Here is a 23,815-nt window from a genome sequence, read left to right as displayed (position 1 = left end):
TACCAGATTCCCAAGCGGCGGTTCAGCGGGTTCTACCAGACCGACCTGGACCTGGTGCTGCGGGAGCTGGGGCGCAGGAGCGTGGTGGTGACCGGCGTGGTGACCAATATCTGCGTGCGCTCCACCTGCCACGACGCGTTCTTCCTGGGCTATCAGGTCATCGTGCCCAGGGACTGCGTGCGCGCCACCGGGCCCCGGGAGCAGGAGTCCACCCTCTGGGACATCGAGACCCACTTCGGCACCGTCACCGAGAGCGATCAGATCATTGCCAAGCTGTAAAATTCTGCGCTCTGCCGGCAATGCGCCCGGGAAGCCGCACCCCGCAAAGCGCGAAGGGACGTCCTGCGGTCAGGTGTGAGCGCACGGCCCTGCGTCTTCCCACGCAGGGAAGGCTGAACGACTACATCCTCAAGGAGACCTTGCATGGGAGAGAATACGCGGATGCTGACCGTCAAGGCGGCGGCGGATATGACCGGGCTGACCGTCAAGGGAATCCGGTTTTATGAGAAAATCGGACTGCTGAAGCCCGCGGCCCGGTCACCGGCGGGGTACCGCCTCTACTCGGAGGAGGATATCGCCCGGCTGCACAAAATTCATTTTTACCGGGAACAGCGGTTCTCTCTGGAGGATATCGCCGTACTGCTCAACGACCCGGACGTGGACCTGCGCAGCTACCTGAAGCGGCAGCTCTTCGACATTGAGAGCCAGATCCAGGAGCTGGAGCATATCCGCATCACCCTCAACAAGGCGCTGGAGGAGAACGACTGCGGCGAGGTCCTGGAGGAGGAAAACCGCAGCAGTCTGGAGCGCAGCAGGGTGGCCATCGTGGGGACGGATCTGCAAAACGACTTCCTGGACGGGGGAGCCCTGCCCTGTCGGCGGATTTACAACGTCATCAAGCCGCTGGAGGCCTTTTTCGCCCGGGCCAGGGAGATGAAAATTCCCATCATCTATGTCTGCGACTCCCACCACCGCAACGACCCGGAGCTGGAGATTTGGGAGGACCACGCCATTGAGGGCACCTGGGGCGTCCAGGTCATCCAGGAGCTGAGGCCGGACCCCAGGGACTTTGTACTAAAGAAGAACTACTTCAACGCATTCATCGGCACCAAGCTGCAAAACACCCTGAAAAAGCTGGGCGCCGATACGATTATCCTGGTGGGCTGGCGGACCCACGTGTGTGTGGCTCAGACCGCCATCGAGGCGTTCCACCGGGGCTACCGGGTCCTCATCGCGGAGGACTGCGTGGACTCCACCACACAGGTGGAGCATGAATTCGGCCTGAACCTGCTGCGGGTCAACTATGGGATTGAGGTGCTCCCCGGCAATGACATTCTGGAGTACATGGCTGAGATGAGCGGGGAGACGCAACCGGGATAAGCAATTGATTCCAGAGGTAATCCGCAGGCGTCAGTGACGGTGCGCCGCAGCGTGAGAGGGGGAGGGGGGATGGTAAATCTCACCGCTGCGGCAGCCGTCCCTGCAAGAGCAGGGGGAGAGATACGGCTTGAGAGAATAAGAGGAGGGGAATATTTTGAGCAGTGGAGTATTCAGTTTTTGGGGAAAAGGGAAGTACACGGTAAGAAGTATCATCATTCGCTGCATTGTGATCATGATCGGCGTCGTTATTACGGGCTTCGGCGCCGCGGCCTATGTTATGGCCGCCCTGGGCGCGGATCCTGTCACCGCCTTCGTTCAGGGCATGGGCGTCCAACTCCACCTCGACTTCGGCATGGCGATGAATATTTTTAATATTGTGTTCTTCGTCATCATCCTGATTCTGAATCGCAAAATGATTAACATCGGCACGGTGCTGTATACGTTTACGCTGGGGACGTTCAGCCAGATCTTCATTGATATGCTGGGCGGCATGATGGGACCGGACCCCGGCTTGGTCATCAAGATTGTAGTCCTGGTGCTGGGTACTCTGGCCCTGGGCGTCGGCCTGGGCTTTTACCAGTCTGCCGAGCTGGGCTGCGGACCCTCCGACGCTTTCAACCAGACCATGGCCAAGCTCACCAAAATCCCCCTCAAGTGGGAGCGTATCATCTTCGACGCCGTAATGGTGCTGGGCGGCTTCCTGATGGGCGGCACCGTCTTCTTCGGCACCATCCTGGGCATGGTGGGCGTGGGTCCCGTCATGGCCCCCATCATCACCAAACTGGGCCCCGTGGTGGATAAATGGGCGGGCACGGTCAGAGAGCCAGAGCCCGCCAAGTAATAAAAACGGAAGCGTCAACTGTACTGTCATGAAAAGGAGAAGTGAATTATGAGTGAAAAAATGATGGGCGTCGTTTATCATGGCAAGGGCGACCTCCGTTTTGAAGAGCGCGATATTCCCACCATTCTGGACCCCCGCGACGCCATCGTCAGGGTCGGGATGTCCAGCATCTGCACCAGCGACTTCCACATCCGCAACGGGGCGGTGCCCCGGGCCAAGGAAAACGTGATTCTGGGTCATGAGTTCGCCGGCGAGGTCATCGCTGTGGGGGATGCGGTCAAAAAGATTCAGCCCGGGCAGCGGGTGGCCGCCAACGTGGAGACCTTCTGCGGCGAGTGCTACTTCTGCAAGCACGGCTTCGTCAACAACTGTGTGTCCGGCGGCTGGGAGTTGGGCTGCCGTATCGACGGCTGCCAGACCGAGTACGTCCGCGTGCCCTACGCCGACAACGGCCTGACCCTCATCCCCGACAGCCTGGATTACGAGGACGTAATCATGATCTCCTGCATCCTGCCCAGCGGCTACTTCGGCGCGGAGCTGGCGGAGATTAAGCCCGGCGACGTGGTCGTCGTCCTGGGGGCCGGCCCTGTGGGCTGCACCACTATGATGAGCGCCCGCCTCTTCGGGCCGGCCTTCATCGTGGCGGTGGACGTCATCGATGAGCGGCTGGAGTTCGCCAAGAAGAACGGCTGGTGCGACGTGACCGTGAACCCCAAGACCCAGGACCTGGACGCCATTGTCAAGGGCCTCACCGACGGCCGGGGCGCGGACTCCGTCATAGAGGTGGCCGGCGGACACGGCACCTTCGACACCGCGTGGCAGGTGGCCCGTCCCAACGGCATCGTCTCCCTCATCGCCATGTATGAGGAGGCCCAGTCCCTGCCGCTGCACCAGATGTACGGCAAGAACCTCATCTTTAAGACCGGCGGCGTGGACGCCTCCCACAACGACACCCTCATGAAGCTCATCGAGGGCGGGAAGATCAACTGCCGCCCCCTCATCACCCATACCATGCCCCTCAACGACATCATGCATGGGTACGAGATTTTTGAGAAGCACCTGGACGGCTGCGTCAAGGTAGCCATTACCCCCTACGAGCGCTGAGCTTAATATGCATCAATCAGGAGGGGACCGGCGCAAAAGCGCCGGTCCCCTCCTGCCTTACCAAAATAAGCGATAAACGCAATTACTTGTTGAGAATTTCCGCCTTGCAGGTGGAGACAAAGGTGGGGTCGCTGTTGTTGGGGCCTACCAGAACCAGCACGCCGAACTGACTCTGCAGCACGGTGCCCTGGGCCACCGTCTGTCCGCCGGCGTTGATGTCCACACCCGTGGTGCCCACCGGGAGGAAGGCACGGATGGCGGCCTGGCAGTCCGCGCCGCAGCCCTCGGGCGCGGGGACGGGGGCGGGCAGATAGGTGATGGTATTATTGTAAGTGGCGCTGGAGACCCTGACCGCCGCAATCCGGCAGAGGGAGACGGCCTCCTGCGGGACGCCTTGATTGTTCACCAACTGGAAAAGACCCGCGTTGGGGTTGGTGTTGGGGGCGGGCAGCAGGGCGCCGGGGCGTCCGCTGACATTGTTGCCGCTCTCCATGGAAATAACAAGGTTGTCGTTGGGATATAGTGTAATCAACTGCTGTAGAATATTGCGCATCTGCTGGACACAGAAGCATTCCACGGCATTACCGGCAGCGCCGGTCGCGCCGGTCGCACCGGTCGCACCGGTCGCACCAGTCGCACCAGTCGCGCCGGTCGCGCCGGTCGCGCCAGTCGCACCGGTCGCACCAGTTGCGCCGGTCGCGCCGGTCGCGCCGGTCGCGCCGGTCGCGCCGGTCGCACCGGTCGCACCGGTCGCGCCAGTCGCGCCGGTCGGGCCAGTCGGGCCGGCCGGGCCGCCGGAGGGGCCGGTTGCGCCCGTTGCACCCGTTGCACCCGTTGCGCCGGTTGATCCCACGGGACCCTGGACACCCGTGGCTCCTGTGGGACCCTGGGTGCCGGTGGGGCCGGCAGGACCCTGGGGGCCCTGAGAGCCCATAGGACCCATGGGGCCCATGGGTCCCTGGGGGCCGGTCGCGCCGGTTGGGCCGGGAATGGGGCAGACCTGAACGGTCTGGCAGGGAGGGGCGGGGGGCGTACAGCCGCAGTCGCAGCCACAGCTGCAGCCATAGCTTGGATAAAGCACCTCGGCGGGAATAGAGCCGTTGGAGCCTTGATAATAATTCATAAGATACAACCTCCTTTCCCATGATATGCAGGATGCTGGCAGGCGTGCCGCGACGCCGGAGGGAGGGGGCCGGTTTATCAGATTACTTATCCAGCAGTGCGATAATGAGCGGGGCGAACGGCTCAAGTCCGTCAAAGACAAAGCGGTTGTTGTCCACGCACCTTTCGCCGCAGTCAATCACGGCCGTGCTGGCTTCAATGCGGCTGAGCAGCGGCCCCAGCGCGTCGAGCAGGGCCTCCGGCAGCCGGGCGCCGTGCAGGGCCTTTGCCAGCTTGTCGATGTAGGCGTGAATCAAAATTTCTATGGCCAGAGAATCGGCGGAGATCTCCAGCGGCTTGCCGTAAATGGTCTCATACTCAGATTTCAGGTATACCGCCAGGAGTGAGGCGTCCTTCTTCCCGCGGCGCTCCAGATAGGCGAAGAGCGCCGCGTCCGTTACGATGCGCGCCCAGTGCTCGTCAAAAGTGATGCTGACGCCCTGGAAGGTTCTCTGCTCCGTCATTGCGTTCACCCCGGATACTGATTTTATTCATTATACCACAACACGACGGAAACCGACAGAGGATAGCGCCGCCATAGGGGATGTTTAAGGTATTTTCAATGCCGGGGCGGGGATAATTAAAAAACCGTTAAATAGAGGGGGCGACCCTTGCGCTGAGTGGAAAAAGAGTATAGAATAAGGCCAGATTCCAATTGAACTCATATCCGCATAGGATAAAACATAAGGAGGTCATTGATATGGCATTTTTTGATGATTTGAGAGATAAGGCGATGGATTTGGGCCGGGCCGGTATGGCGAAGTCCAAGCAGATTGCCGAGATTGCAAAGCTGAACCTGGCCAACTCCTCCGAGGAGGACGCCATTAAGAAGGCGTATATTGAAATCGGAAAGCTCTACTACGCGGAGCGGGGCATGGCGCCTGAGGCCGCCTATGTGGCGCTCTGCGAGAAGATTACCGCCTCCCGTACCACCATCGAGGAGAACAGAACCCGCATTGCCGAGCTGAAGACCGAGGACGAGATGGGCGAGGAGACGCCCAACGTGGATGTGAACGTACCTCCCGAGGAGCCTGACTTCTTCAGTGAGTGCGAGGTCCGTGACGACTGCCCCGAGGAGCCGAAGGAGTAAGAGGCCCGCTGCGGCTCCGCCGAAGGGGCAAGCTGTTTAGTGCCGAAAGATGAGATGAAAAAGCTCCGCTGCCCGTAGGCAGCGGAGCTTTTCAACTGGTAATGTTATTTGGCAATCAGATGACGTGGCGGCCATAGACGTACACGCGGTTATAGTGGCCGGTGGTCAGATCGTCGATCTGAACTGCGTAGGAATTGGTGGAGGCGTGGATGAACTGGCCGCTGCCGATGTAGATGCCCACATGGGAAACGGGCTTGGAGGTATTGTACTTGAAGAACACCAGGTCGCCGGGCTGCAGCTGGTCCTTGGTGACGGAGGTGCCGTTGGACAGCTGATCGGTAGCGGTGCGGTTGAGGGTATAGCCAAAGTGGGAGTAGACATACTTGGTGAAGCCGGAGCAGTCAAAGCTATTGGGGCCGTTGGCGCCGTAGACATAGGGGGTACCCAGGAACTGCTTGGCGTAGGCTACGATCTGGGAGCCCAGGTCGGAGGTGGCGGCAACCGCCGTGGCGTCGCCGCGGGAACCGGCAGAGTCCTTCACGGTGATCATGTAGTCGCTGCTCACGTAGCCGGTCTTGTCGTTATATGTAACCTTGTACCAGCCGGTATCAATGCCGACGATGTCCACCACCGCGCCGTTGGAGAGTGTGGCAACCTTGTCAAAGCCGGTGCCCGGGCCGCTGCGCATATTGAGAGCGGCGCCGTCGGTCTGGACCATACCGTAGCCGATCTTTACGTCGGCGGCCTCCTGGACCTCCAGGAACTCGCCGGACATATAACCCTCTACGGACTTGTAGTCCACCTTGTACCAGCCGCTGCCTGCGTCCTCCAGAACCACCACGGCGTCCCCCTTGGGGGCGGTGGCCAGTACGGTGGCCTCGGTGCCGGCCGCATCCCGCAGGCGCAGGGCGTCGGCGGTGACGGTGCCCACACCCAGGCTGGCGGCGGAAGCGCCGACAACCATGATGGAGGTGAGGGCGGCGCCCAGGATGGCGGTGCGCAGGAGCTTGGCGGAATGTATCATTGGTAACAGCCTCCGTTTCAAAGTAAGCGGCGAAGCGCCGCGTCAGTTCACATCTCGTTCAGGTTCATTTGTCTGGGGGGCTTATTTTTTGTTTATTTATTGGACAGCGCACGCTCCAGCCACACGGAGGCTACGTCCATAGCGTTGTAGAGGCTGTCCTTCTCGCTCTTCTTGACCACCCGGTCCCGGCTCTTCAGGTCGGGATCGGTGAGCTGAAGCTGGACGGAGACTTTGGTTGCGACGTCCAGGTCGTCCACCTTTTTGGTGTCCAGCACCTGGAGCATGATGATGTATTTATCGGCCATGCTGCCGTAATAAATCAGGTTGTCTTTTCTGCGCAGGGGGTGACCCTTATAGGTCAGCGGAATCTTTTCTTCGGCCATGTGGTCCTCCTTGTAACAAGTGATTTCAAAACTGTAACCAAATTGTAACACATTGTAGTGCCGCTGTCAAACTTTTTCCAGAAGAAATTCCTGCCAGGGACAAGTTATGTCAATCAAAATGACGAAAGTGGGTTTGTGGAAAATAAGTTTGCATTTTCTCCACTTATCCTGTAAAATGTGGAAGCATTCAATAGAAAACGCAATCGAACGGAGCCGATGGAGAATGAAAAGGAGCGAGATTATTGTCGCCGTGGTGGACGGCCTGGGCGGGGGTATTGGGAAGAGCCTGGTGGAGAAGCTGAAGAAGACCCAGCCCGATCTCCACGTCCGGGCGCTGGGCACCAACTCGGAGGCCACGGGCAGGATGCTTAAGGCGGGGGCCGACGACGGGGCCACCGGGGAGAACGCCGTGGTGGTGAACGCCGGAAAGGCCCGGATCATTCTGGGCGTGGTGACCATTCTGGCCTCCGGCGGGCTTCTGGGAGAGATTACGCCGGACATGGCCCGGGCGGTGGGGGAGAGCGACGCGCTGAAAATCCTCATCCCCATGGAGCGCTGCCGCATCAAGCTGCCGGTGGAGGGCGCGCCGGTGTCCCAGTACCTGGACCGGGCCATGGACCTGGTGGCGGACGAGGTGCGGCGGCTGACGGAGTGAATGGAAGCATAAAAAAGAGCGCTGACGGTATAGTTTGTACCGTCAGCGCTCTTTTTATTGAATGAAAGATGGGAACGGCGGCGTTTTGGGAAGCCGCGGCCCTGGGGCAGGGGACTAGGGGGCCGTCCAGATTTCCGTGCCGCCCAGTGTAACGGAGGCGATCAGCGCAGTGTCCAGGAAGACGCGCTCGCCGTTTTCCGTCTCGGGCAGGAAGCCCACGTTGCATGCGTCGGCCCCGCCGCTGCCGCCCTGCCAGACGGTGGAGACGGTCGTGCCGTCCCTCAGGGTAATGACCGGGGCGGTTTCGGTGGCGCGCAGGGTGGCAGAAATGGGGTCCATGGGGTCGCCGAAGCGGAGGTTGACCCGCAGGGCGGAGAGCCGCAGCTCCTCTACATGGAGCGTCACTCCGGAGACCTCCACGGTCTGCTCCATGGGAAGAATCATGGCCGCGTCGCCGTCGGGGACAAAGGTGAGAGAGAAGGGAGCGGCGGAATAGACCTCGTCGATATCATAATCGACTTCCAGCTGCAGGTAGGGGAGATCCTCGGCGGTGAGTGGGCAGCCGTAGAAGGTATAGAGCTGGAGCTGGGTCTCCCCGCCGTCGGCCAGGGGGAAGCCGACGCCCTGCTCCATATCGTAGCGGGTGCCGTCTCGGGTGTCGATCAGAGCCGAGGGCAGAATCCCGGTGCAGACCCGGCTGCCGCTCTCGCCCCGGTCCTGGGCGATGGCGATGGCCAGACCCTCCTTTAATATGACTGCGCCGCGGACGGCGCACTGGGGGAACTCGTCGCCCAGGGGGAGGGGGATGGAGATGTCCTGGGCCGCGATAGCTGCGCGGACGGGCTCCAGGTCGCCGTCCTCCATGAAGTCCACGTGGCCCAGGGGGGCGAGGCTGGGAATTTCGACCTCCGCCAGGGGGGCGAGGTCGGCGGGCTCCTCCGGGCGGTACCCAAAGGCGCCGGGGGAGTAGAGGGGGGCCGCCACGCCGTCGGCGGTGAAGGTCAGGGTTTTGCCCGAGAGGCCCACGAAGTCGGAGAGCCTGTTGCTCCGGGCCTCAAAGCAGAAGAGGAGGGACTTGCCGTCGTCGGAGAGGACGGGCAGGCGGTCGAACCCGCCGGGAAACTCCCTGCCGTCGGCAAAGAGCTTGACGTGCATGGACTTGGAGCTGAGCCGGATGGCGGGATCGATGGCGCCGCCGTCGGCGCGGCTGAGGGTCAGGAGGAGGATGATGCCGTTGTCGTCCGCCACGGCGTCCTCCAGGGTGAGGGTGTAGCCCCCGGCGGTCTGGCTCTCGTTGACGGTGGTAATGGCACTGGAGGGGACGGGATTGGGGAAGAAGCGCGTCCACAGGCCGCTGATGCTCACGGCGGCGGCCCCGACGGCGAGAACCGCCACCAGTGCGGCGGCCAGCAGGGCGGCCCGTGGAAAGTGGCGGGGACGGGCGGCGGTATCTTGACGCATGGCGTTTCTCACGGTCCTTTCAATCTCATAGGCCGGGGTCTCGATTTCGGAGAGGGCGGCGCGAATCAGGGCCTCTTCGCTATTCAGCTTCATACTGGGTACACTCCTTTCCTGAGCGCGTCAGCGCGGCGGCCAGTTTCTTCCGGGCGCGCTCGTAGCGCTTGCGCAGGGTGGGGGCGCCGATGCCGTGGCGCTCAGCGAGCTCGTCAAAGCTCAGCTCCTCCATCACCCGGCCGAAGACCAGGGCGCGCTCCTCGGCGGAGAGGGAGAGCAGGGCGGCGCGGAGCTCCGCGCCGATATAGTCCGGGTCGGAGGCGGGCGGCTGGGGCGGAGGAGCGAAAAGCTGGCGCTTTCTCCGGCGGAGCAGGTCAATACTGGTGGTATAGGCCATGCGGAACAGCCAGGCCTGGAGGGAGCCGCCGCGGAAGCCCGCCCGGTGGCTCCACGCTTTTATAAAGGTGGCCTGCACCGCATCCTGGGCCTCGTGGTAGTCACAGAGAATGTGGTGGCAGTAACGCAGCAGAGGCTGTCCGTACAGGGCGATGGCGGCGGAGAGACAGGCGTCGTCCCCTGCGGAAAAGGCGGCCTGCAGGGCTTGCTCGTCCATAAAGCCCCTCCTTTCTAATATTCTGTTGCAAGGTGAAAACCGATTTTCACTCTTATAACGCAGGGTATCATTGATTTGTGACATGGGCATAAAAAAAGCCCGCGGTCAGCGGGCGGAGGGGCGGGCGGCGAGTGGGGCCGCCCACAGGGAAGGCGGCTTGGGCAAATAAAAAATCTGGATTTCTCCAGATTTCAACCATAAAAAGGATTGACTTGTGCAAATACACATGGTATACTTAAATGCTTTCATGTGCCAAAGGGGCGCTTCCCGATTCTCTCCCATCTTGGACTTAGTTTACCACGGAGCGGAGAAAAGCGCAATAGGGAATTAAACAAAAACTCAACGCGGCCGGGCGTATCGAATGCGGCCGGGCGAGACCCCTTTGGTTGATTTGACGAAAAAATGGACAGGGAAAGCGGCTCAAACCCCGTAAGCCAGCGGGGGAGCGGGCCGCAGTAAGAGAAAACGAGGTGTTATTTCTACGATGATGGTCAAGGACGTCTACTACGGAAAGACCCTGCGCAAGAGCTACGCCCGTCACGAAGAGATCCTGGAAATGCCCAATCTGCTGGAGGTTCAAAAGAATTCCTACCAGTGGTTCCTGGACAAGGGCCTGCGGGAAGTCTTCAAGGACGTGGCCTCCATTACCGACTACGCGGGCAACCTGGAGCTGAGCTTCATTGACTACTCCATGGATGAGCCCCCCAAGTACAACGTGGAGGAGTGCAAGGCCCGGGACGCGACCTACGCCGCACCCATCAAGGTGCGGGTGCGTCTGCGCAACAAGGAGACCGAGGAGATCAAGGAGCAGGAGATCTTCATGGGCGACTTCCCGCTGATGACCAAGGCCGGCACCTTTGTCATTAACGGCGCCGAGCGCGTCATTGTCTCCCAGATCGTCCGCTCCCCCGGCATCTATTACGCCAAGAACGAGGACAAGACGGGCAGCGTGACCTTCGCCACCACCGTGATCCCCTACCGGGGCGCGTGGCTGGAGTATGAGACCGACCTGAGCGACATCTTCTACGTGCGCATTGACAAGAACAGAAAACTCCCCATCACCAGCTTTATCCGCGCCGTGGGTCCCAAGACCGACGCCGAGATCCTGGAGATGTTCGGCGAGGATCCCCGCATGGTGGCCACCCTGGAGAAGGACGCCTGTAAGACCTACGAGGAGGCCCTGCTGGAGGTCTACCGCAAGCTCCGTCCCGGCGAGCCTCCCACGGTGGACTCCGCCGAGAGCCTTCTGAACGCCCTTTTCTTCGACCCCCGCCGGTACGACCTCTCCGCCGTGGGCCGCTATAAGTTCAACAAGAAGCTGGCCCTGTGGCACCGCCTGGTGGGCCAGAAGCTGGCGATGCCCGTGGCCGACCCCATGACCGGAGAGATCATCGCCGAGCCCGGCGAGGTCCTCACCCGGGAGCGCGCCCGCGAGCTGGACGACAAGGGCGTCAACGAGGCCGTGGTGGAGCAGGAGAACGGCACCCTGGTAAAAGTATTCTCCAATAACATGGTGGATATGTCCAAGTTCGTGGATTTTGATCCCGAGGAGTGCGGGATTGAGGAGCGGGTCCGCTTCTCCGTTCTCCGGGAGCTGCTGGAGCAGTTCTCCGGCGAGGAGCTGAAGGAGGCCGTGAAGGACCGGGTGGACGACCTGGTGCCCAAGCACATCATCGTGGACGACATGATGTCCTCCATCAACTACCTCAACTGCCTCGCCAGCGGCATCGGCACCGCCGACGACATCGACCACCTCGGCAACCGCCGCCTGCGCTGCGTGGGCGAGCTGCTGCAAAACCAGTTCCGGATCGGCTTCAGCCGCATGGAGCGGGTCATCCGCGAGCGGATGACCATCCAGGACCTGGACATCGTCACCCCCCAGAGCCTCATCAATATCCGTCCGGTCACCGCCGCCATCAAGGAGTTCTTCGGCTCTTCCCCCCTGAGCCAGTTCATGGACCAGACCAACCCCTTGGCCGAGCTGACCCACAAGCGCCGTATGTCCGCCCTGGGCCCCGGCGGCCTCAGCCGCGACCGGGCCTCCTTCGACGTCCGCGACGTCCACTACAGCCACTATGGCCGCCTGTGCCCCATCGAGACCCCCGAAGGTCCCAACATCGGCCTCATCTCCTATATGGCGTCCTACGCCCGGATCAACCGCTACGGCTTTATTGAGTCCCCCTACCGGAAGGTGGACAAGGCCACCGGCTGCCTTACCGAGCAGGTGGAGTATATGACCGCCGACATCGAGGATGAGTATATCATCGCCCAGGCCACCGAGCCCCTGGACGGCGACCGCCACCTCGTCAACGACCGTATTACCTGCCGCCACCGCAACGAGATCATCGAGGTGGACCGGGACCAGGTGGACTATATCGACGTGTCCCCCAAGATGATGTTCTCCATCGCCACCGCCATGATCCCCTTCCTGGAGAACGACGATGCCAACCGCGCCCTGATGGGCGCCAACATGCAGCGCCAGGCCGTGCCCCTGCTCACCGCAGAGGCCCCCATCGTGGCCACCGGCCAGGAGCACAAGAACTGCATCGACTCCGAGGTCGCTATCCTGGCCGAGGAGGACGGCGAGGTCGTCCGCGTCAGCGCCGACTATATCTCCGTGCGCTACACCGACGGCCGCGTGGTGGACCACAAGCTTACCAAGTTCATGCGCAGCAACCACGGCACCTGCATCAACCAGCGCCCCATCGTCACCGCCGGGCAGAAGGTGGAGAAGGGCGAGGTTATCGCCGACGGCCCCTCCACCCAGAACGGCGAGGTCGCCCTGGGCAAGAACATCCTCATGGGCTTCATGACCTGGGAGGGCTACAACTACGAGGACGCCATCCTGCTCAACGAGCGGATGGTGAAGGACGACGTGTTTACCTCCATCCACATCGAGGAGTACGAGACCGAGTCCCGCGACACCAAGCTGGGGCCCGAGGAGATCACCCGGGACATCCCCAACGTGGGCGAGGACGCCCTGAAGGACCTGGACGAGCGCGGCATCATCCGCGTGGGCGCCGAGGTCCGCTCCGGCGATATTCTGGTGGGCAAGGTCACCCCCAAGGGCGAGACCGACCTCACCGCCGAGGAGCGCCTCCTGCGCGCCATCTTCGGCGAGAAGGCCCGCGAGGTCCGCGACACCTCCCTTAAGGTGCCCCACGGCGAGAGCGGCATCATTGTGGACGTGAAGGTCTTCACCCGGGAGGCGGGCGACGAGCTGAGCCCCGGCGTGAACATGGTGGTGCGCGTCTATATTGCCCAGAAGCGTAAAATCAGCGTGGGCGACAAGATGGCCGGCCGCCACGGAAACAAGGGCGTCGTCTCCCGCATCATGCCCCAGGAGGATATGCCCTTCCTGCCCGACGGCACACCCCTGGACATCGTGCTCAACCCCCTGGGCGTCCCGTCGCGTATGAACATCGGCCAGGTGCTGGAGGTCCACTTGGGCTACGCCGCCAAGACCCTGGGCTGGAAGGTGGCCACACCCATCTTCAACGGCGCCAACGAGCCCGAGATCGAGGCCACCCTGGAGCTGGCCGGCCTGGAGAAGGACGGCAAGAGCTGGCTGTACGACGGCCGCACCGGCGAGCGGTTTGACAACCGCGTCACCGTGGGCTACGTCTACTTCCTCAAGCTGCACCACCTGGTCGACGATAAGATCCACGCCCGCTCCACCGGCCCCTACTCCCTGGTCACCCAGCAGCCTCTGGGCGGAAAGGCCCAGTTCGGCGGCCAGCGCTTCGGCGAGATGGAGGTCTGGGCCCTGGAGGCCTACGGCGCGGCCTACACCCTGCAGGAGATTCTGACCGTCAAGTCCGACGACGTGACCGGCCGTGTCCGCACCTATGAGGCCATTGTCAAGGGCCACAACGTGCCCAAGCCCGGCGTGCCCGAGTCCTTCAAGGTGCTGGTGAAGGAGCTGCAGTCCCTGTGCCTGGACATCAAGGTCCTGGATGACCAGGGCGCGGAGATTGAGCTCAAGGACGAGGAGGAGGACAGCTTCGCCCCCGACCGCGTCCGGGACGACGACTTCGGCTTCGGCTACGAGGCCGGCGAGTCCGAGCTCCAGGCGGCGGGCTTCACCCTCAAGGCCGAGAGCGACGACGACGACCTCATTGCCGACGACGCCGACGAGGACGACCTGCTGGACGGCGACGTGGACATCCTCGCGGACGACGGCGAGGACGAGGAATAAGAGAGGGAGGACGACAAACTTATGAGTTACGCTGAATTTGACGCCATCCGCATTGGCATCGCCTCCCCGGAACAGATCCGCGAGTGGTCCTACGGCGAGGTCAAAAAGCCCGAGACCATCAACTACCGCACCCTCAAGCCCGAGCGGGACGGTCTGTTCTGTGAGAAAATTTTTGGGCCCACCAAGGATTGGGAGTGCCACTGCGGCAAATATAAGAAAATCCGCTACAAGGGCAAGATCTGCGACCGCTGCGGCGTCGAGGTCACCCGCGCCAAGGTGCGCCGCGAGCGCATGGGCCACATCGAGCTGGCCGCCCCCGTATCCCATATCTGGTATTTTAAGGGCATCCCCTCCCGGATGGGTCTGCTGCTGGACATCAGCCCACGCATTCTGGAGAAGGTCCTCTATTTCGCCAGCTATATCGTCACCGACCCCGGCTTCTCCCCTCTGGCCAAGAACCAAATCCTCTCCGAGAAGGAGTACCGCGATATGCGGGAGAAGTACGAGGACGACTTCGAGGCCGGCATGGGCGCCGAGGCGGTGAAAAAGCTCCTGGACGACATCGACCTGGAGCAGCTCTCCGAGTCCCTCCGCGCCGAGCTGAAGGACGCCTCCGGCCAGAAGAAGGCCCGCATCGTCAAGCGGCTGGAGGTCGTGGACGCCTTCCGCATCTCCGGCAACAAGCCCTCCTGGATGATCATCGACGTGCTGCCCGTTATCCCCCCCGAGCTGCGCCCCATGGTGCAGCTGGACGGCGGCCGCTTCGCCACCTCCGACCTGAACGACCTCTACCGCCGGGTCATCAACCGCAACAACCGCCTCAAGCGCCTCATCCAGCTCAACGCGCCCGACATCATCGTGCGCAACGAGAAGCGGATGCTTCAGGAGGCGGTGGACGCCCTCATCGACAACGGCCGCCGCGGCCGCGCGGTCACCGGCGCCAACAACCGCGCCCTCAAGTCCCTCTCCGATATGCTCAAGGGCAAGCAGGGCCGCTTCCGCCAGAACCTCCTCGGCAAGCGGGTGGACTACTCCGGCCGAAGCGTTATCGTCGTCGGGCCCGAGCTGAAAATCTACCAGTGCGGCCTCCCGAAGGAGATGGCCATCGAGCTCTTCCGCCCCTTCGTCATGAAGAAGCTGGTGGAGGAGGGCGACACCAACAACATCAAGAGCGCCAAGAAGATGGTGGATAAGGGCCATCCCAAGGTCTGGGACGCCCTGGAGTTCGTCATCAAGGAGCACCCCGTCATGCTCAACCGCGCGCCCACCCTGCACCGGCTGGGCATCCAGGCCTTCGAGCCCGTGCTGGTCGAGGGCCGCGCCATCAAGCTCCACCCCCTGGTCTGCACCGCCTTCAACGCCGACTTCGACGGCGACCAGATGGCCGTCCACGTGCCCCTGTCCGCCGAGGCCCAGACCGAGGCGCGCCTGCTGATGCTCTCCGCCAACAACCTCCTGCGTCCCCAGGACGGCGGCCCCGTCACCGTCCCCACCCAGGACATGGTGCTGGGCTCCTACTACCTGACCTACGAGCGCTACCCCGAGCATACCCCCGGCGAGACCTACGAGGACTGCGACCAGGTGCGCAGGGCACTGGCCGACGGCGAGCTGAGCGGCGACGACTATATCTGGGTCAAGAACCCCGGCAGCCTGGACGATATCCCCGTCTACGCCTCGCTGGCCGCCGAGACCCCCGAGGGCGAGCTGCCCCGGGAGTGCCTGCACATCTTCTCTGATGACACCGAAGCCCGCCTGGCCTACGACGAGGGCGCGCTGGAGCTCCATGAGCCCATCTTCGTGCGCCGCTACCGGGAGGTGGACGGTGAGATGCGCCACAAGCTGGTGCGCACCACCGTGGGCCGCCTGATTTTCAACGAGGGCATCCCCCAGGACATCGGCTTCGTGGACCGCAGCGATCCCGAGACCATGTTCGACCCCGAAATTAACTTCGTCACCGGCAAGAAGCAGCTGGGCAAGATCATCGACAAGTGTATCACCAAGTACGGCTTCAACTTCTCCGCCGGCGTGCTGGATACCATCAAGGCCCGGGGCTACAAGTTCTCCACCCGGGGCGCGCTGACCGTCTCCATCTCCGACATGACCGTGCCGGACGAAAAGCGGGACCTCATCGCCGCCACCGAGAAGGAGATCGTCAAGATCGAGCGGCAGTACAAGCGCGGCTTCCTCACCAACGACGAGCGGTACCGCCTGGTCGTCGAGGCCTGGGAGAAGACCACCAAGGACGTCACCGACGCCCTGATGGCCGGACTGGACCGCTACAACCCCATCTGGATGATGGCCGACTCCGGCGCCCGTGGTTCCACCGCCCAGATTCGTCAGCTGGCCGGCATGCGCGGCCTGATGGCCGACACCTCCGGCCGCACCATCGAGATCCCCATCAAGGCCAACTTCCGTGAGGGCCTCTCCGTTCTGGAGTACTTCATCTCCTCCAGAGGCGCCCGTAAGGGTCTGGCCGATACGGCTCTGCGTACCGCCGACTCCGGCTACCTGACCCGCCGTCTGGTGGACGTGTCCCAGGAGGTCATCATCCGCGAGCACGACTGCGGCACCCACGACGGCATCACCGTCTCCGAAATCTCCGAGAACGGCCAGGTCATCGAGCCCTTTGGTGAGCGTCTCAAGGGCCGCTACCCGGTGGAGGACATCTGCGATCCCAAGACCGGCGAGGTGCTGGTCAGCCGCGATACCATGATGACCGCCGATACCGCCAAGCTGCTGGAGGAACACGGCATCTACGAGGCCCATATCCGCTCCGTCCTCACCTGCGAGGCCCGCAGCGGCGTGTGCTCCAAGTGCTACGGCATGAACCTGGCCATCGGCGAGGCCGTGGGCGCAGGCGAGGCGGTGGGCATCATCGCCGCCCAGTCCATCGGCGAGCCGGGCACCCAGCTCACCATGCGAACCTTCCACACCGGCGGCGTCGCCGGAGGCGATATCACCCAGGGCCTTCCCCGCGTCGAGGAGCTCTTCGAGGCCCGCAAGCCCAAGAAGATGGCCCAGCTGGCCGAGATCTCCGGCCGCGTCTCCATGGAGGAGGCCAAGCGCGCCACCCTGGTCACCGTCAACCTCACCGCAGACGACGGCGAGGTGGTCTCCTACGCCATTCCCCACTCCGCGGGCATCCGCGTGAAGGAGGGCGACATCGTGAAGAAGGGCGACATGCTCACCGACGGCGCCCTCTATCCCCAGGACGTCATCCGCATCCGCGGCGTCCACGCGGTGTACGACTACCTCATCCAGGAGGTCCAGAAGCCCTACCGCCAGCAGGGCGTTGACATCAACGACAAGCACATCGAGGTCATCTGCCGCCAGATGATGCGCAAGGTCCGCGTGGAGGAGGCGGGGGATTCCGAGCTGCTCTCCGGCTCCACCGTGGATATCATCGAGTTCAAGGATGCGGTGAAGGCCGTCCAGGCCCGTATCGCCGCCGGCGAGACCAATGACGGCCTGGAGCTGAAGGTGCCCACCTGTACCCGGCTCCTCATGGGTATCACCAAGGCCTCCCTGGCCACCGAGAGCTTCCTCTCCGCCGCCTCCTTCCAGGAGACCACCAAGGTCCTCACCGAGGCCGCCATCAAGGGCAAGGTGGACCACCTGCTGGGCCTGAAGGAGAACGTCATCATCGGCAAGCTCATACCCGCCGGCTCCGGCCTTGCCATGTACCGCAAGTACGACAAGCAGGAGGAGTTCGGCCCCGAGTCGGCCTCCGCCGAGCACATGACCCAGGAGCTCATGCGCTCGTCCTTCTAAACCGCACGCCTGAATTGGAGACGCCCCCGCCCGGTGTACCGGGCGGGGGCGTTTTGTCAGACCGGCGCGGGTGGCAATACCACTTGGCATATGGTAGAATCAAAACGATTCCCGACACAGGAGGAGCGGCCGAATGGCGATTGAACTGCGGAAAATGGACGTGGATGATTTGCCGGTCTTCCGGAGTGGCTGTACACGCCGCATGTCGCAGACTGGTATGAACATCCGCTGGACTGAATGGAGGAGGTGGAAAAGCAGGACGGCGCGTTTCGCTGGCTTCACCACTCTATTGTGGAGTGCGGGGGAAAGCCCATCGGGTTTTGCCGGTACTATGCCTGCGCGGACAGCGACGAGCTATGGGAGGGCTTTTCGGCGATGGGCGGTTCCTACAGCATTGATTATCTGATTGGGGAGACGGGTTATCTGCGCAGGGGGATCGGAAGGCAGATTGTGACCGCCCTCACGGAGCGGATAAGGGCCCACGGCGGTGCGGAGAGAATCGTGGCTGCGCCGGATCAGAAGAATAGGGCGTACTGCGGTCTGCTTCTGGCCAGCGGTTTTACGTTCAACACGGATAGAAGCATCTATGTCAAGGCGCTTTGAGCGGCCGCAGTGCGGACACCCCGCCTCCTTATATATAATAGGTAAAACTGCATAGACGGTCCCAGTGAACGTCCCGGGCTTTTGTGAGAAGCGGCAGGGGAGTGGGGGAGGGGCGGAAACCTTGTGTTTGCAAGGCTTTTTGTGCTTGACTATCGCCTTTCGATATGATATAATCCCAAATTGCGCAGGTGTGCCTGCCAAACGGAAAAAATTGGGCACTCAAAACCCGCTTTCCGTTGTAGCCCAAGAGAAGGAGGCATGCCGGATGCTGACCGAACTGAAGACCGGACCCAAAGTGGTAGGCGTCAAACAGACCAAACGCGCGCTGAACGACGGAAAAGTCCTCCGGGTCTTCCTGGCCGGGGATGCCGACCCCAGGGTGACCGAGCCCGTGGAGGCCCTCAGCGCCGAACAGGGCGTGGATGTGGTCAAGGTTCCCTCCATGAAGGAACTGGGCTCCGCCTGCGGGATTGCCGTGGGCAGCGCCGTAGCCGCACTGCTGAGGTAATGTGCGCTGTACGCCTCGGCGCTTCTATTTGTTTTTAACAGAATAATATCTGTATTATTTTGTTAAAATATATTTTATTCGTTGAGAAAGGAGGAAAACCATGCCTACGTTTAACCAGCTCGTCCGCAAGGGCCGCGAGAAGGTGACCTACAAGTCCACCTCCCCCGCCATGCAGCATGGCCTGAACACCCTGAAGAACCGCGAGACCGACCTGCCTTCTCCTCAGAAGCGTGGCGTCTGCACCGCCGTTCGTACCTCCACCCCGAAGAAGCCTAACTCGGCGCTGCGTAAGATCGCCCGTGTGAAGCTCACCAACGGCTACGAGGTCACCGCCTATATCCCCGGCGTCGGCCACAATCTGCAGGAGCACTCCGTGGTTATGATCCGCGGCGGCCGTGTCAAGGACCTTCCCGGCGTTCGTTACCACATCATCCGCGGCACTCTGGATACCCAGGGCGTCAACGGCCGGATGCAGTCCCGCTCCAAGTACGGCGCGAAGCGTCCCAAGGCCGGCAAGAAGTAATTTTCGCAGAAAATTACGGTGGACGGCGTGCAGCACTGCTGCGCCCGACACGAAACTGAATTGAATTTTGCGCGGATGCGCAAGGCAGTTGTCCTTGTGACGAAGCGTTTATAGGGCTAAGGAACCCCACGGTCCGCCCCCGGCGGGGGCGTAGCGGTGGGACTCCGAAGCGATATAAAACGTTTTCTCGCGGGGCACTGGGACAAGCAGGCACTTGTCTTTACACGGAGCCTGGCTTGAACAGGTTTCGAGTACCTATGAAATCATTCCTATATGAAGGAGGGAAGCAAAGTGCCCAGAAGAGGAAACGTACCCAAGCGGGAGGTTTTGCCCGACCCGCTGTATAACTCCGTACTGGTTACCAAGCTCGTCAACAGCATCATGCTCGACGGCAAGAAGGGCGTGGCCCAGAAGGTGGTCTACGGCGCGTTTGACATCATCAAGGAGAAGACCGACAAGGATCCCCTGGATGTCTTTACCGCCGCCATCGAGAACATCATGCCTTCTCTGGAGGTCAAGGCCCGCCGTGTGGGCGGCGCCACCTATCAGGTGCCCATTGAGGTGCGTCCTGAGCGCCGTCAGACCCTGGGTCTGCGGTGGCTCACCACCTACTCCCGCAACCGCAGCGAGAAGACCATGAAGGAGCGTCTGGCCGGCGAGATCATGGACGCCGCCAACAGCCTCGGCTCCGCTGTGAAGAAGCGTGAGGACACCCATAAGATGGCCGAGTCCAACAAGGCCTTCGCGCATTACCGCTGGTAATTAAGGAGTTAATGTATGCCTAGGAAAGTTACCTTAGAGAATACCCGCAACATTGGTATCATGGCCCACATCGATGCGGGCAAGACTACCACGACCGAGCGTATCCTCTATTATACCGGCGTCAACTACAAGATTGGCGAGACCCACGACGGTACCGCCACCATGGACTGGATGGCCCAGGAGCAGGAGCGCGGCATCACCATCACCTCCGCCGCCACCACCTGCTACTGGAAGGGCTCCAAGGAGCAGTTCCCCCAGACCCGCATCAACATCATCGACACCCCGGGCCACGTGGACTTCACCGTCGAGGTGGAGCGTTCCCTGCGTGTGCTGGACGGCAGCGTGACCGTGATGTGCGCGAAGGGCGGCGTCGAGCCCCAGTCCGAGACCGTTTGGCGTCAGGCGGACCACTACAAGGTCCCCCGCATGATCTACGTCAACAAGATGGACATCATGGGCGCTGATTTCTACCACGTGCTGGACATGATCCATGACCGCCTCAAGTGCAACGCCGTGCCCATTCAGCTCCCCATCGGCAGCGAGGATACCTTTAAGGGCATCATCGACCTGGTGGAGATGAATGCCGACGTGTACTACGACGACATGGGCAAGGATATGCGCGTGGAGGAGATCCCAGCCGATATGCTGGAGCTCGCCCAGGAGTACCGCACCAAGCTCATCGACGCTGTCGCCGACATCGACGACGAGATCATGGAGCTGGCCCTGGAGGAGCAGGATATCCCCGTGGAGCTCATCCGCAAGGCCATTCGCAAGGGCACCATTGAGAACCTGATGGTCCCCGTGACCTGCGGCACCTCTTACCGCAACAAGGGCGTGCAGAAGCTGCTGGACGCCATCGTGGATTATATGCCCTCCCCCACCGACATCCCCGCCATCAAGGGCACCGATCCCGACACCGAGGAGGAGGATGAGCGTCCTTCCGACGACGACGCCCCCTTCTCCGCCCTGGCCTTCAAGATTATGACCGACCCCTATGTGGGCCGTCTGAGCTTCTTCCGGGTCTATTCCGGCCATCTGGCCACCGGCTCCACCGTGCTCAACTCCACCAAGAAGCAGCGTGAGCGCATCGGCCGTATCCTCCAGATGCACGCCAACCACCGCGAGGATATCGAAGAGGTCTACTCCGGCGATATCGCGGCGGCCGTGGGTCTGAAGAATACCACCACGGGCGACACCCTGTGTGATGAGAAGCATCCCATCATTCTGGAGTCCATGGAGTTCCCCGACCCCGTTATCCGCGTGGCCATCGAGCCCAAGACCAAGGCGGGCCAGGAAAAGATGGGCCTCGCGCTGGTGAAGCTGGCGGAGGAGGACCCCACGTTCCGTACCTGGACCGACGAGGAGACCGGGCAGACCATCATCGCCGGCATGGGCGAGCTCCATCTGGAGATCATCGTCGACCGCCTGCTCCGCGAGTTCAAGGTGGAGGCCAACGTGGGCGCGCCCCAGGTCGCCTACAAGGAGACCATCAAGAAGTCCGTCGAGCAGGACACCAAGTACGCCCGTCAGTCCGGCGGTAAGGGCCAGTACGGCCACGTCCGCATCACTGTCGAGCCCAACGAGTCCGGCAAGGGCTACGAGTTCGTCAACGCCATCACCGGCGGCGTCATCCCCAAGGAGTATATCCCGGCCGTTGACCAGGGTATCCAGGGCGCCATGCTGGCCGGCGTGCTCGCCGGCTATCCCGTGGTGGACGTGAAGGTCACGCTGACCTACGGCTCCTACCACGAGGTCGACTCCTCCGAAATGGCGTTCAAGATCGCCGGCTCCATGGCCTTCAAGGAGGCCTGCCGGAAGGCGAACCCCATCCTGCTGGAGCCCATCATGAAGGTCTCCGCCATTGCGCCCGACGAGTATATGGGCGACGTTATGGGCGACCTGAGCTCCCGCCGCGGCATGATCCAGGGCACCGAGGCCCGCACCGGCGCCACCCAGATCGACGCCCTGGTGCCCCTGAGCGAGATGTTCGGCTACGCCACTGACCTGCGCTCCTCCACTCAGGGCCGCGGCCAGTACTCCATGGAGCCCCACAGCTATGTGGAGATTCCCAAGAGCATCGCCGACAAGATCATCACCGAGCGCGGCCGCAACACCGCGGATTAATATTCGGCGGGTATCCGATACCGACGGGTGCCTGCCCGTACCGGCGGCGCGCCCCGCGGTCATTTCCGGGGAATGAAATTCCACGGAGGACGGCTTTGATTCCACAGGCTGCGACCGATGGAATCAATCGGGTATTGCAATTTCCACCGCAATGCGATAAAATATTTTCGCATTTCCCAATATGACAGATTAAACATTGTTAAAATGTATTTAAGGAGGATATCCAAACATGGCTAAGCAGAAGTTTGAGCGTACGAAGCCCCACGTGAACATCGGCACCATCGGCCACGTCGACCACGGCAAGACCACCCTGACCGCCGCCATCACCAAGTATCTGGCCCTGCAGGGCAAGGCTCAGTACGAGGACTACTCCAGCATCGATAAGGCTCCCGAGGAGCGCGAGCGCGGCATCACCATCAACACCGCCCACGTCGAGTACGAGACCGACGCCCGTCACTATGCCCACGTTGACTGCCCGGGCCACGCCGACTATATCAAGAACATGATCACCGGCGCTGCTCAGATGGACGGCGCTATCCTGGTTATCGCCGCCACCGACGGCCCCATGGCCCAGACCAAGGAGCACATCCTGCTGGCCCGTCAGGTGGGCGTGCCCGCCATCGTGGTCTTCCTGAACAAGTGCGATCAGGTCGACGACGAGGAACTGCTGGAGCTGGTCGAGATGGAGGTCCGCGAGACCCTCAGCAAGTACGAGTTCCCCGGCGACGACATCCCCGTCATCAAGGGCTCCGCGCTGAACGCTCTGACCTGCGAGGGCGGCGTGGACGATCCCGACTACGCCTGCATCAAGGAGCTGATGGACGCTGTCGACAGCTATATCCCCACTCCTGAGCGTAAGGCTGACCTGCCCTTCCTGATGCCCGTCGAGGACGTGTTCACCATCACCGGCCGCGGCACCGTTGCCACCGGCCGTGTGGAGCGTGGCCAGGTCAACATGGGCGACAAGGTCCAGATCGTCGGTCTGATGGACGACCCCCGCGAGACCACCATCACCGGCATTGAGATGTTCCGCAAGCTGCTGGATTACGCTGAGGCCGGCGACAACATCGGCGCTCTGCTCCGCGGCATCGACAAGAAGGACGTGGAGCGCGGCCAGGTTCTCTGCAAGCCCAACTCCATCCATCCCCACACCAAGTTCAAGGGCCAGGTCTACGTCCTGTCCAAGGACGAGGGCGGCCGTCATACCCCCTTCTTCAACAACTATCGTCCTCAGTTCTACTTCCGTACCACCGACGTGACCGGCGTCATCACTCTGCCCGAGGGCACCGAGATGTGCATGCCTGGCGATAACGTCGACATGAACGTTGAGCTGATCACCCCCATCGCCATTGAGAAGGGCCTCCGCTTCGCTATCCGCGAGGGCGGCCGTACTGTTGGCTCCGGCGTCGTTATCGAGGTCGAGGAGAAGTAATTTTGCTTCTGATTAAAAGGACTCCCGCCAATTGGCGGGAGTCCTTTTAGCTTGTCAACGAAGCCCCCAGGGGTTTCGTTGACAGCCTGTTGGCAATCAACGAAAGTACGGATAATCGAAGCTTTGGCTCTGCTTGCGCCGCGGTACAGTTTATGATACAATTCTTTCTGGTAATTCATTTTACAGCC

Annotated in this window: 20 protein-coding genes and 1 pseudogene; 14 read left to right on the top strand and 7 right to left on the bottom strand. The window is 61.8% G+C overall.

Translation table 11 applies throughout. The features are described from left to right. From H8S62_RS05865 to H8S62_RS05850, 4 genes are all read left to right on the top strand, one after another. A partial coding sequence (locus tag H8S62_RS05865; RefSeq protein ID WP_186918755.1) for a cysteine hydrolase family protein occupies nt 1–279 on the top strand: 279 nt, incomplete at its 5' end. 144 nt (nt 280–423) lie between these two features. Continuing rightward, nucleotides 424–1,380, top strand: a complete 957-nt coding sequence (locus H8S62_RS05860; RefSeq protein WP_243141785.1) for an isochorismatase family protein — start codon at nt 424–426, stop codon at nt 1,378–1,380. A 154-nt stretch (nt 1,381–1,534) separates the two neighbouring features. Then, on the top strand, nt 1,535–2,221 hold the full coding sequence (locus H8S62_RS05855) for a YczE/YyaS/YitT family protein (protein WP_186918754.1): 687 nt from the start codon (nt 1,535–1,537) through the stop codon (nt 2,219–2,221). 48 nt (nt 2,222–2,269) lie between these two features. Beyond that, nucleotides 2,270–3,325, top strand: a complete 1,056-nt coding sequence (locus H8S62_RS05850; RefSeq protein ID WP_155148803.1) for an alcohol dehydrogenase — start codon at nt 2,270–2,272, stop codon at nt 3,323–3,325. A gap of 82 nt (nt 3,326–3,407) precedes the next feature. Here the strand turns inward: H8S62_RS05850 and H8S62_RS17965 are convergent, their stop codons facing one another. The 3 genes and pseudogenes from H8S62_RS17965 to H8S62_RS05840 form a co-directional block, all read right to left on the bottom strand. After that, nucleotides 3,408–3,878: a hypothetical protein gene (locus H8S62_RS17965; protein ID WP_155148827.1), complete on the bottom strand. Its 471-nt coding sequence runs from the start codon at nt 3,876–3,878 to the stop codon at nt 3,408–3,410. A 42-nt stretch (nt 3,879–3,920) separates the two neighbouring features. After that, a pseudogene (locus tag H8S62_RS18665) lies at nt 3,921–4,310 on the bottom strand (collagen-like protein); the annotation flags it as partial. Nucleotides 4,311–4,530: 220 nt separating this feature from the next. Beyond that, nucleotides 4,531–4,950 carry a hypothetical protein gene (locus H8S62_RS05840; protein ID WP_155148240.1) on the bottom strand — a complete coding sequence of 140 codons (420 nt, stop codon included), beginning with the start codon at nt 4,948–4,950 and terminating at the stop codon, nt 4,531–4,533. Between the two features lie 236 nt (nt 4,951–5,186). Here H8S62_RS05840 and H8S62_RS05835 point away from each other — a divergent pair, with 236 nt between their 5' ends. Next, nucleotides 5,187–5,576, top strand: a complete 390-nt coding sequence (locus H8S62_RS05835; RefSeq protein ID WP_155148239.1) for a serine proteinase — start codon at nt 5,187–5,189, stop codon at nt 5,574–5,576. Between the two features lie 115 nt (nt 5,577–5,691). Here the strand turns inward: H8S62_RS05835 and H8S62_RS05830 are convergent, their stop codons facing one another. Continuing rightward, on the bottom strand, nt 5,692–6,600 hold the full coding sequence (locus H8S62_RS05830) for a C40 family peptidase (protein WP_155148237.1): 909 nt from the start codon (nt 6,598–6,600) through the stop codon (nt 5,692–5,694). Between the two features lie 92 nt (nt 6,601–6,692). Further along, nucleotides 6,693–6,983 carry a hypothetical protein gene (locus tag H8S62_RS05825; protein WP_155148235.1) on the bottom strand — a complete coding sequence of 97 codons (291 nt, stop codon included), beginning with the start codon at nt 6,981–6,983 and terminating at the stop codon, nt 6,693–6,695. A 223-nt stretch (nt 6,984–7,206) separates the two neighbouring features. On the opposite strand from H8S62_RS05825, the gene H8S62_RS05820 reads away from it, so the two are divergent. Then, nucleotides 7,207–7,638 carry a DUF3842 family protein gene (locus H8S62_RS05820; protein ID WP_155148233.1) on the top strand — a complete coding sequence of 144 codons (432 nt, stop codon included), beginning with the start codon at nt 7,207–7,209 and terminating at the stop codon, nt 7,636–7,638. 114 nt (nt 7,639–7,752) lie between these two features. On the opposite strand, the gene H8S62_RS05815 is transcribed toward H8S62_RS05820, so the two are convergent. After that, nucleotides 7,753–9,192: a DUF4179 domain-containing protein gene (locus H8S62_RS05815; RefSeq protein ID WP_155148231.1), complete on the bottom strand. Its 1,440-nt coding sequence runs from the start codon at nt 9,190–9,192 to the stop codon at nt 7,753–7,755. Next, nucleotides 9,179–9,706 (bottom strand): RNA polymerase sigma factor, encoded by a 528-nt coding sequence (locus tag H8S62_RS05810; RefSeq protein ID WP_155148229.1) that lies wholly within the window; start codon nt 9,704–9,706, stop codon nt 9,179–9,181. Before H8S62_RS05810 ends, H8S62_RS05815 begins: the two co-directional genes overlap by 14 nt. A 487-nt stretch (nt 9,707–10,193) precedes the next feature. Here H8S62_RS05810 and rpoB point away from each other — a divergent pair, with 487 nt between their 5' ends. From rpoB to tuf, 8 genes are all read left to right on the top strand, one after another. After that, nucleotides 10,194–13,904 carry a DNA-directed RNA polymerase subunit beta gene (gene rpoB / locus H8S62_RS05805; protein WP_155148281.1) on the top strand — a complete coding sequence of 1,237 codons (3,711 nt, stop codon included), beginning with the start codon at nt 10,194–10,196 and terminating at the stop codon, nt 13,902–13,904. A 21-nt stretch (nt 13,905–13,925) separates the two neighbouring features. Next, nucleotides 13,926–17,675, top strand: a complete 3,750-nt coding sequence (rpoC, locus tag H8S62_RS05800) for a DNA-directed RNA polymerase subunit beta' (protein ID WP_186918753.1) — start codon at nt 13,926–13,928, stop codon at nt 17,673–17,675. 246 nt (nt 17,676–17,921) lie between these two features. Then, nucleotides 17,922–18,278, top strand: a complete 357-nt coding sequence (locus H8S62_RS05795) for a GNAT family N-acetyltransferase (protein ID WP_341481022.1) — start codon at nt 17,922–17,924, stop codon at nt 18,276–18,278. Nucleotides 18,279–18,543: 265 nt separating this feature from the next. After that, complete coding sequence (locus tag H8S62_RS05790; RefSeq protein WP_155148225.1) at nt 18,544–18,786, top strand: ribosomal L7Ae/L30e/S12e/Gadd45 family protein; 243 nt, start codon at nt 18,544–18,546, stop codon at nt 18,784–18,786. Nucleotides 18,787–18,886: 100 nt separating this feature from the next. Continuing rightward, entirely contained in the window at nt 18,887–19,309 is a 423-nt protein-coding gene (gene rpsL / locus H8S62_RS05785) for a 30S ribosomal protein S12 (protein ID WP_155148223.1), read from the top strand. A 291-nt stretch (nt 19,310–19,600) separates the two neighbouring features. Next, complete coding sequence (rpsG, locus tag H8S62_RS05780) at nt 19,601–20,071, top strand: 30S ribosomal protein S7 (protein WP_173023938.1); 471 nt, start codon at nt 19,601–19,603, stop codon at nt 20,069–20,071. Between the two features lie 15 nt (nt 20,072–20,086). Next, nucleotides 20,087–22,195 (top strand): elongation factor G, encoded by a 2,109-nt coding sequence (gene fusA / locus H8S62_RS05775; RefSeq protein ID WP_155148218.1) that lies wholly within the window; start codon nt 20,087–20,089, stop codon nt 22,193–22,195. 229 nt (nt 22,196–22,424) lie between these two features. Continuing rightward, nucleotides 22,425–23,627, top strand: a complete 1,203-nt coding sequence (gene tuf, locus H8S62_RS05770; RefSeq protein ID WP_155148216.1) for an elongation factor Tu — start codon at nt 22,425–22,427, stop codon at nt 23,625–23,627. Nucleotides 23,628–23,815: the final 188 nt, after the last annotated feature.

Source organism: Lawsonibacter faecis (genome assembly GCF_014287675.1).
Classification (GTDB): Bacteria; Bacillota; Clostridia; order Oscillospirales; family Oscillospiraceae; genus Pseudoflavonifractor; species Pseudoflavonifractor faecis.
The sequence above is the reverse complement of the archived record's forward strand: the minus strand, read 5'-3'. Positions and strand labels throughout refer to the sequence as shown.